This window comes from Rhizobium bangladeshense, assembly GCF_017357245.1.
GTDB lineage: Bacteria > Pseudomonadota > Alphaproteobacteria > Rhizobiales > Rhizobiaceae > Rhizobium > Rhizobium bangladeshense.
Genome location: NZ_CP071614.1, coordinates 411,202 through 424,779, shown reverse-complemented (window position 1 = coordinate 424,779; position 13,578 = coordinate 411,202). Strand labels below are relative to the sequence as shown.

Sequence of the window (13,578 nt, the reverse complement as noted above, 5' to 3'; positions counted from 1 at the left end):
CCGGGCAATACCCCGGCCGTCTCATATCCATAACGAAAGTGTCTCGAAGAAATCCAAAGGGGAACGAGAATGACACTGGACCTTGCTGCTTTTGCGAGAGACAAAGGCATCAAATATTTCATGATCAGCTACACCGACCTGTTCGGCGGCCAACGCGCCAAGCTGGTCCCGGCAGAAGCCATCGCCGATATGCAGAAGGATGGCGCGGGTTTTGCGGGCTTTGCAACCTGGCTCGATCTGACGCCTGCCCATCCGGACTTGTTTGCGGTTCCCGATGCTTCCTCCGTCATCCAGTTGCCCTGGAAGAAAGACGTCGCATGGGTCGCCGCCGACTGCGTCATGGACGATCGACCTGTCGAACAGGCGCCGCGTGTCGTGCTGAAAAGACTGGTGGCTGAAGCTGCGAAGGAAGGGCTCCGGGTGAAGACCGGTGTGGAGCCCGAGTTCTTTCTCATCTCTGCTGATGGCTCGGTGATTTCAGACCAGTTCGATACTGCCGAGAAGCCTTGCTACGACCAGCAGGCCGTGATGCGTCGGTACGATGTCATCGCCGAGATCTGCGACTATATGCTGGAACTCGGCTGGAAGCCCTATCAGAACGACCATGAGGATGCGAACGGCCAGTTCGAGATGAACTGGGAATATGACGATGTCCTGAAGACCGCGGACAAGCACTCTTTCTTCAAGTTCATGGTCAAGTCGGTCGCCGAAAAGCACGGCCTTCGCGCTACCTTCATGCCGAAGCCCTTCAAGGGCCTGACCGGAAACGGTTGCCATGCGCACATCTCGGTCTGGGACGTCGATGGCAGGGTAAACGCCTTCGCGGACAAGGAAATGGCCTTTGGGCTGTCGGCTCAGGGGAAAACCTTCCTCGGCGGCATCATGAAGCATGCCTCCGCGCTGGCCGCGATCACCAATCCGACGGTCAATTCCTACAAGCGCATCAACGCGCCGCGCACCACCTCAGGCGCCACATGGTCGCCGAACACCGTAACGTGGACGGGCAACAACCGCACCCACATGGTGCGCGTGCCGGGGCCTGGGCGCTTCGAGCTGCGCCTGCCGGACGGCGCGGTCAATCCATACCTCTTACAGGCGATCATCATCGCGGCCGGCCTCGACGGCATCCGCAGCCAGGCAGACCCCGGCCAGCACTACGATATCGATATGTATGCCGAGGGCCACCTGGTGAAGGACGCGCCGCGCCTGCCACTCAACCTGCTCGATGCGCTGCGTGCCTTTGATGCCGACGAAGGCTTGAAGGCGGCAATCGGGGCTGAGTTTGCTTCCGCCTATCTCAAGCTCAAGCACATGGAATGGAATGCCTACTGCTCGCATTTCACCCAGTGGGAACGCGACAGCACGCTCGATATCTGAGCAACCGGACCGACGTCTTCGCCATGCCGGGTTGGACAGCTCGGCATGACCGGACCCTCTGTACCTGAAAGGGCGAAGGAAGAGACAGCATGAAGAGCTTCGTACTTACCGTATCCTGCAAGTCGACGCGCGGCATCGTTGCGGCGATTTCGAGCTATCTGGCCGACAAGGGCTGCAACATCATCGACTCCAGCCAGTTCGACGACCTCGATACCGGCAGGTTCTTCATGCGCGTCAGCTTCATTTCCGAGGAAGGGCTTTCCGGCCCCGAAATCAGCGCCGATTTTGCCGCCGTCGCCGCCCCCTTCGCAATGGATTACGAATTCCACGACAGCGACAAGCGCATGAAGGTGCTCTTGATGGTGTCGCGCTTCGGCCATTGTCTCAACGACCTGCTCTACCGCTGGAAGATCGGGGCGCTACCGATCGACATCGTCGGCGTCGTCTCCAACCATTTCGATTACCAGAAGGTCGTGGTCAACCACGACATTCCCTTCCACTACATCAAGGTGACGAAGGAGAACAAACCGCAGGCCGAGGCCCAGCTCGTCGACCTCGTCGAGCAGACCGGCACCGAGCTGATCGTGCTCGCCCGCTACATGCAGGTTCTCTCCGACCAGCTCTGCAAGCAGATGTCGGGCAGGATCATCAACATCCACCACTCCTTCCTGCCGAGCTTCAAGGGCGCCAATCCCTACAAGCAGGCCTATGGCCGCGGCGTCAAGCTGATCGGCGCCACCGCCCATTACGTCACCGCCGACCTCGACGAAGGCCCGATCATCGAGCAGGACACGGCGCGCATCACCCATGCGCAGTCGCCCGACGACTATGTCTCGATCGGCCGCGACGTCGAAAGCCAGGTGCTGGCGCGCGCCATTCATGCCCATATCCACCACCGCACCTTCATCAACGGCAACCGCACCGTCGTCTTCCCGGCAAGCCCGGGAAGCTACGCATCCGAACGCATGGGGTGAGAGATGGTCGAGGTCATCGACGGCAAGAACGTAGCTGCATCGGTAATTCAGACGGTCAAGAGTACGACGGCGGCGCTGGAAAAGATGAGCGGCCTCACCACTGGCCTTGCCGTCGTCAATGTCGGCGACGATCCCGCAAGCCACGCCTATGTAGGCTCCAAAAGCCGCATGGCCAAGGAATGCGGCTTCAAGTCCGTCCAGCACACGCTGCCGGCGGAAACGAAGCAGGAAGAGCTCGCGGCCCTCGTTGCCACGCTGAACGCCGATCCGTCGATCCACGGCATCCTGGTGCAACTGCCGCTGCCGAAGCCGCTCGACAGCGAGCCGATCATCCAGTCGATCCTGCCGGAAAAGGATGTCGACGGCCTGAGCGTCGTCAATGCCGGCAAGCTTGCCACCGGCGACCTGAAGACCGGGCTCGTCTCCTGCACACCGGCCGGCGCCATGGTCTTCGTCCGCCGCACCCATGGCGAGGATCTCTCCGGCCTCAACGCCGTTGTTATCGGCCGCTCCAACCTGTTCGGCAAGCCAATGGCGCAATTGCTGCTCAACGCCAATGCGACGGTGACGATCGCTCACTCCAGAACCAAGAACCTCGCCGAGGTCTGTCGAAACGCCGACATTCTGGTGGCCGCCGTCGGCCGGCCGGAGATGGTCAGAGCCGATTGGGTCAAACCGGGTGCGACGGTGATCGACGTCGGCATCAATCGCGTGCCGGCGCCCGACAAGGGAGAAGGCAAGACCCGGCTCGTCGGCGACGTCGCCTTTGCCGAGGTCTCCACCGTCGCCGGCACCATCACGCCGGTTCCGGGCGGCGTCGGGCCGATGACCATCGCCATGCTGATGGCCAACACCGTCATCGCCGCCCACCGGACTGCCGGGCAGGTGCTGCCGAAGTTTTGAGTGGAATGCCGCCCGGCGGGCTTGCCATGGCGTGAAAGATTTATATAGTCAGGAAACAAATATTCCGTAGAGGAAATAAGAGGGAACGGAAATGGCTCTATCATGGCGTTTCTCCGCCTTGGCGGATAGGCATCGCGCTCTGGGATCGAAGCTCGAAGACTGGAGCGGTATGGGAACCGCCTGGACCTACGAGAAGGACATGTCGGAAGAGCATGTCGCGGTCCGCACCAAGGCCGGCATCATGGATGTCTCGGGCCTGAAGAAGGTGCATCTCGTCGGCCCGCACGCCATCGCCGTCCTCGACTACATCACCACCCGCGACCTGACGAAGATCTATCCCGGCCGCTCGGTTTACGCGACCATGCTGAATGACCGCGGCCACTTCACCGACGATTGCATAGTCTATCGGACCGGCCCGAATTCCTGGATGCTGGTGCATGGTTCCGGCTCCGGCCACGAGGAAGTCGTCAAGCAGGCGGCGGGCCGCAATTGCGCGGTGCTCTTCGACGACGACCTGCATGACCTGTCGCTTCAGGGTCCGCTTGCGGTCGACTACCTCGCCAAATATGTGCCCGGCATCCGCGACCTCAAATATTTCCACCACATGCAGACGACGCTGTTCGGCGCACCCGTGATGATTTCGCGCACCGGCTATACCGGCGAACGCGGCTACGAGATCTTCGTACGCGGCCAGGACGCCGTCATGGTCTGGGACAGGATCGTCTGGGAAGGCAAGGAGATGGGCATCATCCCCTGCTGCTTCTCGGTCCTCGACATGCTGCGCGTCGAAAGCTACCTGCTGTTCTACCCCTACGACAATTCGCAAATGTATCCCTTCGCCGACCAGCCGCCCGGCGACAGTCTTTGGGAACTCGGACTCGACTTCACCGTCAGCCCCGGCAAGACGGGCTTCCGCGGCGCCGAGGAACACGCCCGTCTCAAGGGCAAGGAGCGCTTCAAGATCTTCGGCATGCTGATCGATGCCGACGGACCGGCCGACCTCGGCGACGAGGTCTTTGCCGACGGCAAAAAGGTCGGCGTCATCACCTGCCCGAGCTATTCGTCGCTGACGAAGAAATCCATGGCGATCGCCCGCCTCGACGTTGACAAGGCGGTGCACGGGACGAACCTCGAAGTCCGCGGCAAGACCGTCAGGGCAGGCGCCACCGCCCATACGCTCCCCTTCGACGATCCGGAGAAGAAGAAGAGGACTGCCGTAGGTTAAGGAGCACGCCAATGCTCGTTGCAGGCATCAAGAGCCGACCAGTCTATCCAGGCCTGACCATCCAGCCGCGCGCCCGGCGGCACATTTTCGCGCTCGAAGGGGAGGGCGCCAAGGCTCTCCTCGATCAGCAGCTGGCGCTTGACGAGACCGTTCTTTCCCGCAGCGAGATTCTCTATGTCGCCCGCGGCTCGCAGGGAACCGGCCTCGACGAGGCGTTGCGCCGCCTCGGTGCCGACATGTTTTTCACGGCGCCGACCATCGCGACACTGCTCTTCCGGTTGAAAGGCTCACTCGCCACCGCCCAGATGGGCACCCGGCTATATCTCTCGGGCACGGAAGGCTTCATCGGCCAGGCGATGCTCGTGGCACTCGACTATGGCATGGATCACGCCTCGATCATCACCGAGCATCGCGGCTCGCTGGCCAGGCGGGTGCAATGTGTCCATTGCAAGGGCATCACAGACGACGTTACCACCAGCCCCTTCGCCTGCAGTCATTGCGGACTCTCGCTTCTGGTGCGCGATCATTATTCCCGGCGGCTCGCCGCCTTCCAGGGCGTCAATATCGACGCGGAAGAGCCCGGCAGCGGGCCCGATCCGGAGGAGTTGTTTCTTTGAGCGGTGGCACTGAAATTCCCGTCCGCGTGGCGCGGATCACGCCGATCGCCGAGGGCGTCAAGCGTTTCCGCTTCGAGCGCCTCGATGGCAAGCCGATGCCCTATTTTTCCGGCGGCGCCCATGTCATCGTCTCGATGAACGACGGCAGCCATACGCGCCGCAATGCCTATTCGCTGATGTCGCCGCCGCATGATTGCGCGGCCTATGAGATCAGCGTGCTGCATGTCGAGGATTCACGCGGCGGCTCCACCTTCATGCATGAGAAGGTCAGCGAAGGCGACGAGCTGAAGGTCAGCTATCCCGTCAACCTCTTCCAGCCGGACTGGCGCGGGCGCAAGCATCTTCTGATCGCCGGCGGCATCGGCATTACCCCCTTCATTGCGATGATGGAGCAGTTTTCCCGCGAGGGCGCCGCCTTCGAACTGCATTATGCCATCCGCACGCGCGACCGCGGCGCCTACTGGCGGGAACTCCTGGAGCGCTATGGTCCGCATCGCATCAAGATCTATTGCGATGCTGAAGGCGGCGCCATTCCGTTGACGCGCCTGCTCGACCGTCAACCGCTCGGCACGCATCTCTATGTCTGCGGCCCCACAGGCATGATCGACGGGGTGCTGAAAACAGGCCTCGACGCCGGCTGGCCGGAGCAGAACCTGCATTCGGAACGGTTCCTGTCGTCGCTGCCGGGCAAGCCCTTCACGATGGAGCTCATCCGTTCCGGCAAGACCGTGAAGGTCGGCCATCATGAAAGCATGCTGGAGGCAATTGAGGCGGCGGGCGTCGACGCGCCCTTCCTCTGTCGCGGCGGCGCCTGTGGTCAATGCGAGACCGCTGTCGTCACCTGCGACGGCAAACTGCTGCACAATGACGTCTATCTGACGAGCGAAGAAAAGGCATCCGGCAGCAAGGTGATGATCTGTGTTTCCCGCTTCGAGGGAACCGCACTGCATCTTGATCTCTGACGGCATCGAAAAAGGAGACCGGACATGGCAATCGCCTTCAAGCAGGAAACATTCCGGGACGATTTCAGTTATCGGAACAGCCCCGGAAACATCCGCCGCTTCCCGTTTCCCTTCGACCGCGACGAATACATGTATTCGGTCAACATGGAGCCGCATGTGCGCGGCCGGGCGGGCACCGTCTACGAAAACCTGATCGATGTTGACGAGCATTACGTCGCCGAGATGCACGATCGGGCGCTGGTGCTGAAGGAAGATCCGCTGCGCTATCAGGCGCTGCCGCACATGATGAGCGCGCAATGGGACACGCTCGAACTTTTGATGGAAGAGCAGGCAGCGGGTTACCCCGACCATTTCACATTGATCCGCAACGGCGACCAGTGGCGCTGGATCAACCGCCCGCTCGGCATCGACGACAGCTTCACCTTCGGCGATACCTCGACGCTGCCATATGAGCCCTTCGAATATATCACTCGCCAGGCCCAGGGCGATTTCTGCATCGTCGACCAGCGCGACGGCAATCTGTGGATGGATGCCGGCATGGTGACGACCCAGGCCGACTGGTCGCTCGATTTCGATATCGGCATGAACTTCATGGAATGGCACGGACCGGTGCCGCTCGCCCATCAGATCGGCGTCTTCGACCGTGCGCTGAAATTCCTCCTGAACCTGCAGCAGGGAAAGCCGACGCGGCGCTTCAACTGGACGATGACGATCAATCCGCGGCTCGATACCAGCCCGGAGAACTATCACAAATGGGGTCCCGACCGCACGACGGTGACGCCTGACAATGTTGGCCAGAAAGTGCATCTGCGGGTCGAGCTGCAAAGCCTCTGGCGCCTGCCGCGCTCCAACGCCATCCTCTTCGTCATCCGCTGCTACCTGATGAACATGGAAGAGCTCGTCACCGTGGCGAAATGGGCGCGGCGCTTCCCGCGGGTGCTGAAGACGCTGCCGCCGGAACTCATCGACTACAAGGGCCTCACCCGTTACCGCGAGACGACGATCGACTGGCTTTCCAAATATGACGATGGGGCTCCGACCAGCCCCGGTATTTATCCGGACTGAGAGAAATGCCGTAACATTTTGAATTTCTGGGTACATCCTCCTTCGATTTTAATCGAGGAGTTATCCAGGAGACGATGCCATATAATCAAGAGGGGAATGCTTCATGACAAGAGTAGCCGTCATCGGTGCCGGCCCGTCCGGGCTTGCGCAGCTGCGCGCCTTTCAATCGGCTGCCCAGAAGGGCGCCGAAATCCCGGAGATCGTCTGCTTCGAAAAGCAGTCGGACTGGGGCGGGCTCTGGAACTATACCTGGCGCACCGGCCTGGACGAATATGGCGAGCCGGTCCATGGCAGCATGTATCGCTATCTCTGGTCGAACGGGCCGAAGGAATGCCTCGAATTCGCCGACTATTCCTTCGAGGAGCATTTCGGCAAGCCGATCGCCTCCTATCCGCCGCGGGCCGTGCTCTGGGACTATATCAAGGGCCGCGTCGAGAAGGCGAATGTCCGCCACTGGGTGCGCTTCAGCACGCCGGTGCGCATGGTCCGCTTCGATGATGCCACGAAGAAATTCACGGTGACGGCGCATAACCGCATCGAGGACCGCATGTATGATGAGGAATTCGATTATGTGGTCGTCGCCACCGGCCATTTCTCGACCCCGAACGTGCCTTATTTCGAGGGCGTGAAGACCTTCAACGGCCGCGTCCTGCACGCCCATGATTTCCGCGACGCGCTGGAGTTCAAGGGCAAGGACATTCTGATCGTCGGCCGCAGCTATTCGGCCGAAGACATCGGTTCGCAATGCTGGAAATACGGCGCGAAATCTGTGACGACGAGCTACCGTTCAAAGCCGATGGGCTTCAAATGGCCTGAGAATTTCGAAGAACGGCCGCTGCTGACCAAGCTCGAAAACCGCACGGCGCATTTCCTCGACGGGTCGACCAAGGAAGTCGACGCCCTGATCCTCTGCACCGGATACCAGCACCATTTCCCCTTCCTGCCTGACGACCTCCGGCTGAAAACCGCCAACCGCCTCTGGGCCGACAGCCTCTACAAGGGCGTGATCTTCGACAAGAACCCGCAGCTCTTCTATATCGGCATGCAGGACCAGTTCTATACCTTCAACATGTTCGACGTGCAGGCCTGGTGGGCGCGCGACGTGATGATGGGCCGCATCACCCTGCCGCCGGAAGAAGAGCTGAAGGCCAATTTCGACATGTGGAGGGCGCGCGAGGAGACGCTCGAGGATGCTGAGCAGATGATCTGGTACCAAGGCGATTACGTGAAGGAACTGCTTGCCGAGACCGATTATCCCTCCTTCGACATCGAGGGCACAAACCGGACCTTCATGGAGTGGGAACATCACAAGGCCCACAACATCATGGGATTCCGCGACCACGCCTATCGGTCTCTGATGACTGGCAACATGTCGCCGACGCATCACACGCCCTGGATCGAGGCGCTCGACGATTCCATGGAGGAATATTTGCGCAACTGACGAGGCGGACCTGCATCGCGGGAGGAGGGTGTTCGTGCACTCTCCTCCCGCATCATGACCAATTGCCTGAAGCATCTCGCGCAGAATGTGCAGCGAGGTGGTCGGGCGAGCGCTGGAGAAGCGGACGGACTGGAGGATGGAATACCGCATCGGCGACGCCAGGCGCCATCTCATCTGGGTGACGGAGACCGGTGGCGGCATCTGGGACGAGAAGGGCGAACTTCTCGATCTCGAGGGCAGCATCATCAATATCCAATCGCTCTATCAGCGAATCGACGAACGGACCGCTGACATGCGCGTCACCGCTTCGAAAACCAATGAGATCCTGCAATCGCTTCGCTACCTCAGCTGCTCGCCGTCAAGCCGGCATCGAGGCGGCCCGTGCCGGCACGGCAGGGTCAGGCTTTGCCGTGCTTGCCACCGAGATGCGCACGCTCGCCAACTCCTCGGAAGAGGCCGCACGCGCCATTTCCAACGCGCAAGCAAGCCGGAAGGCTGAGCGTTAGGAAGCAGAGGCAGATTTGCGGCTCACGTCGAGGGGCCGCATCATTAACCGTCCGGGGCGCGCTGCAGTATCATGGTTTTTCAACGACTTGCGGAAATCCTTCGTCTGAAGAACCTCATCCCATTATCGGTAATGTTAGGGCCGCGTTAACTATTTGTTAACCATACCGGCGGTAGACATGGTCAACGATTTCTTCACACAGATGACCAAAGTGCTAACAGACGCTCGCTCTATCCGCATCAAGGGCCGCTCTTTCCTGGCGGTCATGCTGTCTCCGGACCTCCCGATCGATGATTGGTTGGCCAGGCTCGACGATCTGGCCGCACGATCGGCCGGCTTTTTCCTGGGACGTCCCGTCGTCCTCGACCTGACGGATCTGCAAATCGACAGGCCGCAGCTTAAGGAACTCATTGCTGAACTTGCCAAGCGCAATGTCAGCATCATGGGCATCGAGGGCGCCCGGCCGTCGATTCTGGGCGCGGGCATGCCTCCCGCGCTCAAAGGCGGCCGCTCGGCTTCCGACATCGAGGTTCAGGCAAGAGAGCCCGCCGATCCAGTCGGCAAGCCGGGAACGCCCGAGGTTCGCGCTGCGACAACGCAATCGATCGTCATCAGGGAACCGGTGCGCTCGGGGCAGTCGGTGATCTTCCCGGAAGGCGACGTCACCATCGTCGGCTCGGTCGCCTCGGGCGCGGAAGTCATCGCCGGCGGCTCCGTCCATATCTACGGCGCATTGCGCGGCCGAGCCATGGCAGGCTCCATCGGCAACGCATCGGCGCGGATCTTTTGCCGCAAGCTCGAAGCCGAGCTGGTGGCGATCGATGGGATCTACAAAATGGCGGAAGACATGGCCCCCAATCTTCGCGGACAGGCTGTTCAGCTCTGGCTCGAAGAGGACGCGATCATGGCGGAAAAACTGATCTGACCCGGCTGCGGCCACGGCAAAGGAGAGAGAAATGGGGAAAGTGATCGTCGTCACGTCAGGTAAGGGCGGGGTTGGAAAGACGACCTCGACCGCCGCATTGGGAGCGGCGCTGGCGCAACGCAATGAAAAGGTGGTCGTCGTCGATTTCGACGTCGGCTTGCGCAACCTCGACCTCGTGATGGGCGCCGAGCGGAGGGTCGTCTACGACCTGATCAACGTCATCCAGGGCGACGCGAAGCTCACCCAGGCGCTGATCCGCGACAAGCGGCTTGAGACGCTGTTCCTGCTGCCGGCCTCGCAAACCCGAGACAAGGACAACCTGACGGCCGAAGGCGTCGAGCGCGTCATCAACGACCTGAAGCGCTACTTCGACTGGATCATCTGCGACAGCCCCGCCGGGATCGAGCGCGGCGCGACACTTGCCATGCGCCATGCCGACGTGGCCGTCGTCGTCACCAATCCGGAAGTCTCGTCGGTGCGCGATTCCGACCGCATCATCGGCCTGCTCGATGCCAAGACCGCCAAGGCCGAACGCGGCGAGCGGATGGAAAAACACTTGCTGCTCACCCGCTACGACGCCAACCGCGCCGAGCGCGGCGACATGCTGAAGGTCGACGACGTCCTGGAGATCCTCTCCATCCCGCTCCTCGGTATCGTGCCGGAAAGCATGGACGTCCTGCGTGCGTCCAACATCGGTGCGCCGGTCACGCTGGCGGAAAGCCGCAGCGCAGCTGCGATGGCTTATTTCGATGCGGCTCGCCGGCTCGCCGGCGAAACCCTGCCGATCACGATCCCCGAGGAAAAGCGCAATATTTTCGGCAAGATCTTCGGACGGAGGGCAGCATGAACATTTTCCGTCTTTTCAATAAACAGCGCACGGCGCCGGCCGCCCGCGAACGCCTCCAGGTCCTCCTTGCCCATGAGCGCTCGTCGGCGGGATCGGACTTGGTCTCCCTGCTGCGCGAGGAAATCCTTGCGGTGATCGCAAAGCATGTCGAGCTCGACCACGACAAGGTGCAGGTGACGATCGACCGCAACGAGTTCGTCTCCACGCTTGAGATCGATGTCGAAATCCCGCTGAACGCGGCCGTGCAGGCCGCCTGAAGGCAAGATTCAGGAGACGACCGACGCGCTGACATCGGCGTCTCCTGAGCGCGAAGCAGGCATTACGAGCGCGGCCGCGTCTTCTGCGGGTCGTAATGCGAAAGCGGCACGATTGTCGCCGGCAGGCGCTTCTGGTGGCCGTCGAGCTTGCCGATCTCGACTTCAGTGCCCGGGCTTGCATGCATCACGTCGATGCGGGCGAGCGCGATCGTCTTGCCGAGAACAGGCGAGCGCGTGGCGCTGGTGACGACACCGACTTGGGCGCGGCCGATATGGATGCAATCGCCATGGCCGACCGCCTCGTTCGCCTGGATGTCGAGGCCGACGAGCAGATGGCGCGGGTGCTCCTTGCGTCGGATCAGCGCCTCGCGGCCGATGAAATCGTCCTGTTTGGATTTCAGCGGCACGGTAAAGCCGATGCCGGCCTCGAACGGATCCGTCTGGTCGGTGAATTCGTGGTGGGCGAAAATCAGGCCCGCCTCGATGCGGACCATGTCGAGCGCTTCCAGCCCCATCGGCTTCAGCCCGTGCGGCTGGCCTGCCTCCCAGACGGCGTCGAACACCGTCAACGCATCCTTCGGATGACAGAAGATTTCGTAGCCGAGCTCGCCGGTAAAGCCGGTGCGCGAGATCACGACCGGGGGCCCCTCGAATCCGCCGATGCGGCCGACGGTGAAGCGGAACCATTCGAGCTCACCGATCGCGGGCTGGCGCGGCGCCGTCCAGATGATCTCCTTCAGGATATCGCGGCTCCTGGGGCCTTGCAGGGCGATGTTGTGCAGCTGGTCGGTCGATGAGCGGACCCAGGCCTTGAAACCCTTCTTCTCGGCCTGCTGACGCAGCCATATGCCGCTGAAATCATCGCCGCCGATCCAGCGGAAGTTTTTGTCGCCCAGCCTGAAGAGCGTGCCGTCATCGATCATGCCACCATTTTCGTAGCACATCGCGGAATAGACGACCTGGCCTGTCGAGAGTTTGCGCACGTCGCGCGTCAGGCAGTATTGCAGCAATTCCTCGGCATCCGGACCCGTCACCTCGAACTTCCGCAAGGGCGAGAGATCGATGACGGCGGCGCGTTCGCGGCAGGCCCAGTATTCCTCGACCGGGCCTTCGGACGAGAAGCGGTTCGGCAGCCAGTAGCCGCGATATTCCGTATAATCTCGCGTTAACGCCGAGAGGCGGGGATGGAAGGCGGTTTCGCGCGTCAGTTCGACTTCGGCATCTGGGGTCATGCGATAGGCTACCGCTCGTGAGAATTTCTCTTTTCCGGAAAAGGTGCGGACGTGGATATCCGTCGGATCCCAGCCGTTCGCCGCATCGATATCGTCGGGGCAGGACGATGAGACGCAGACGAGATCGGTCAGTGCCCGCATCAGCACGTAATCGCCGGGACGCGACCAGGGCTCGTCGAGATAGAGCTGGTTGTTGTGGTCAATATTGGTGTTGTAGAAATAGTTCAGCGCTTCCCAGCCCTTGCGGCCGGCAATGCCGTAGGGCGCCAGCGCCGCATTAAAATTGTCGGTGCAGTTGACGTGGCCGGGATAACCCATGTCGTCGTAATAGCGTGAATTGCAGGCGGTTGCGAAAGCGTCGTGGCGGCCGACCGTATCCTGGACGATCTCGACCAGCGGCTCGAAGTCGCGGTCGAATGCCTTGGACGGCAGGCCGGGCATGGGATAGCTGCGGCCGAGCAGCGTGCGGGTGACGGTCGAATCGAGCGCGAGATCGAGGCCCTTGTCGACCTTACGGGCGGCAAAGGCCTGGAAATCGGTGCACTGGCGCCCATAGACATCGATGATCTGGATGAATTCACCGGCGCGCACGAAATAGGCGGCGGCGCTCGCCGCCCGGACGCGGATATCCTCGATCGGATCCGCCGCCGGCTCCGGCAGGGCGGAGGCATAGTCGCGGATCAGCAGGCTGCGCTTGACCCGGATCTCGATCGGCGTCGCCGTCTCCTGCGCCTCCGGCGACATGGCGCCGGCGGGTGCCGCAACGATCAGCAGGCCCTTCATGGCAATCGTGAACTCCGCCCGGCTGCCCGGCGTCGATCCTGCCCCGAAGATGCGGAGCGCTCCGGCCGCTGCGAGATCGGCGCCGCGCCGCTGAAGTGCCGCGCCTGTGCGGGCAGCACTCTCATCCTCTGCCTGAAGAATGGTCTTCAAGCCCTCGGCCGAATTGGTGAATGCCGTTCCGATACCGTCTGCCTGGAAGCGCCCCTTTTCGTCAAGGAAGGAGAGTTCGCAGATCTGCCCGCCTTCGCTGTCGATGACGCTCACGCGGTCGCCGGCCTCGACGCGTACGACGACCGATCCGCCGCCCTTCGCTCTGTAACGCTCCGTGCCCTCTGGCAGGGCTGGAATACCGGGATAATGGACGAGGCTCGGAACGACCGTACGCAGGCCCGGCATGGCAGGATGAAGTTCTCGCATTCTACCCTCATGGGGGATCGCCATGCCCTTCGGCACACACCCATACAG

Annotated in this window: 12 protein-coding genes and 1 pseudogene; 12 read left to right on the top strand and 1 reads right to left on the bottom strand. The window is 61.6% G+C overall.

What is annotated here, in order from left to right:
* Positions 1 to 69: 69 nt before the first annotated feature.
* The 12 genes and pseudogenes from glnT (at position 70) to minE (ending at position 11,098) form a co-directional block, all read left to right on the top strand.
* A complete protein-coding gene (gene glnT, locus J2J98_RS25880; RefSeq protein WP_207603632.1) occupies positions 70 to 1,377 on the top strand; it encodes a type III glutamate--ammonia ligase in 1,308 nt (435 codons plus the stop codon).
* Positions 1,378 to 1,466: 89 nt separating this feature from the next.
* Positions 1,467 to 2,351 carry a formyltetrahydrofolate deformylase gene (gene purU / locus J2J98_RS25875; protein WP_207603631.1) on the top strand — a complete coding sequence of 295 codons (885 nt, stop codon included), beginning with the start codon at positions 1,467 to 1,469 and terminating at the stop codon, positions 2,349 to 2,351.
* Positions 2,352 to 2,354: 3 nt separating this feature from the next.
* Complete coding sequence (folD, locus tag J2J98_RS25870; protein WP_207603630.1) at positions 2,355 to 3,254, top strand: bifunctional methylenetetrahydrofolate dehydrogenase/methenyltetrahydrofolate cyclohydrolase FolD; 900 nt, start codon at positions 2,355 to 2,357, stop codon at positions 3,252 to 3,254.
* Positions 3,255 to 3,345: 91 nt separating this feature from the next.
* On the top strand, positions 3,346 to 4,479 hold the full coding sequence (locus J2J98_RS25865) for an aminomethyl transferase family protein (RefSeq protein WP_207245838.1): 1,134 nt from the start codon (positions 3,346 to 3,348) through the stop codon (positions 4,477 to 4,479).
* A gap of 11 nt (positions 4,480 to 4,490) precedes the next feature.
* Positions 4,491 to 5,096 (top strand): dimethylamine monooxygenase subunit DmmA family protein, encoded by a 606-nt coding sequence (locus J2J98_RS25860; RefSeq protein ID WP_207603629.1) that lies wholly within the window; start codon positions 4,491 to 4,493, stop codon positions 5,094 to 5,096.
* Positions 5,093 to 6,058, top strand: coding sequence for a PDR/VanB family oxidoreductase (locus J2J98_RS25855; RefSeq protein WP_207603628.1), 966 nt, complete (start codon positions 5,093 to 5,095; stop codon positions 6,056 to 6,058). The genes J2J98_RS25860 and J2J98_RS25855 overlap by 4 nt, the downstream gene beginning before the upstream one ends.
* Positions 6,059 to 6,082: 24 nt before the next feature.
* On the top strand, positions 6,083 to 7,123 hold the full coding sequence (locus J2J98_RS25850; protein WP_207603627.1) for a heme-dependent oxidative N-demethylase family protein: 1,041 nt from the start codon (positions 6,083 to 6,085) through the stop codon (positions 7,121 to 7,123).
* Positions 7,124 to 7,226: 103 nt separating this feature from the next.
* On the top strand, positions 7,227 to 8,564 hold the full coding sequence (locus J2J98_RS25845; protein ID WP_138395577.1) for an NAD(P)-binding domain-containing protein: 1,338 nt from the start codon (positions 7,227 to 7,229) through the stop codon (positions 8,562 to 8,564).
* A gap of 85 nt (positions 8,565 to 8,649) precedes the next feature.
* Positions 8,650 to 9,070, top strand: a pseudogene (locus J2J98_RS25840) (methyl-accepting chemotaxis protein); the annotation flags it as partial.
* 201 nt (positions 9,071 to 9,271) lie between these two features.
* Positions 9,272 to 9,994, top strand: coding sequence for a septum site-determining protein MinC (minC, locus tag J2J98_RS25835; protein ID WP_207603781.1), 723 nt, complete (start codon positions 9,272 to 9,274; stop codon positions 9,992 to 9,994).
* Between the two features lie 31 nt (positions 9,995 to 10,025).
* Entirely contained in the window at positions 10,026 to 10,841 is an 816-nt protein-coding gene (gene minD, locus J2J98_RS25830; protein ID WP_064707418.1) for a septum site-determining protein MinD, read from the top strand.
* Entirely contained in the window at positions 10,838 to 11,098 is a 261-nt protein-coding gene (minE, locus tag J2J98_RS25825; protein ID WP_011428260.1) for a cell division topological specificity factor MinE, read from the top strand. The genes minD and minE overlap by 4 nt, the downstream gene beginning before the upstream one ends.
* A 62-nt stretch (positions 11,099 to 11,160) precedes the next feature.
* Here minE and J2J98_RS25820 read toward each other — a convergent pair whose 3' ends face one another.
* On the bottom strand, positions 11,161 to 13,530 hold the full coding sequence (locus J2J98_RS25820; protein WP_207603626.1) for a trimethylamine N-oxide demethylase: 2,370 nt from the start codon (positions 13,528 to 13,530) through the stop codon (positions 11,161 to 11,163).
* Positions 13,531 to 13,578 lie beyond the last annotated feature (48 nt).

What these genes read in the sequence shown, in the direction of transcription:
- minC (WP_207603781.1), top strand. Translation starts at nt 9,272, where the DNA reads ATGACCAAAGTGCTAACAGACGCTCGCTCTATCCGCATCAAGGGCCGC.
- purU (WP_207603631.1), top strand. Translation starts at nt 1,467, where the DNA reads ATGAAGAGCTTCGTACTTACCGTATCCTGCAAGTCGACGCGCGGCATC.
- J2J98_RS25820 (WP_207603626.1), bottom strand. Translation starts at nt 13,530, where the DNA reads ATGCGAGAACTTCATCCTGCCATGCCGGGCCTGCGTACGGTCGTTCCG.
- glnT (WP_207603632.1), top strand. Translation starts at nt 70, where the DNA reads ATGACACTGGACCTTGCTGCTTTTGCGAGAGACAAAGGCATCAAATAT.
- J2J98_RS25850 (WP_207603627.1), top strand. Translation starts at nt 6,083, where the DNA reads ATGGCAATCGCCTTCAAGCAGGAAACATTCCGGGACGATTTCAGTTAT.
- minD (WP_064707418.1), top strand. Translation starts at nt 10,026, where the DNA reads ATGGGGAAAGTGATCGTCGTCACGTCAGGTAAGGGCGGGGTTGGAAAG.
- folD (WP_207603630.1), top strand. Translation starts at nt 2,355, where the DNA reads ATGGTCGAGGTCATCGACGGCAAGAACGTAGCTGCATCGGTAATTCAG.
- J2J98_RS25860 (WP_207603629.1), top strand. Translation starts at nt 4,491, where the DNA reads ATGCTCGTTGCAGGCATCAAGAGCCGACCAGTCTATCCAGGCCTGACC.
- J2J98_RS25845 (WP_138395577.1), top strand. Translation starts at nt 7,227, where the DNA reads ATGACAAGAGTAGCCGTCATCGGTGCCGGCCCGTCCGGGCTTGCGCAG.
- minE (WP_011428260.1), top strand. Translation starts at nt 10,838, where the DNA reads ATGAACATTTTCCGTCTTTTCAATAAACAGCGCACGGCGCCGGCCGCC.
- J2J98_RS25865 (WP_207245838.1), top strand. Translation starts at nt 3,346, where the DNA reads ATGGCTCTATCATGGCGTTTCTCCGCCTTGGCGGATAGGCATCGCGCT.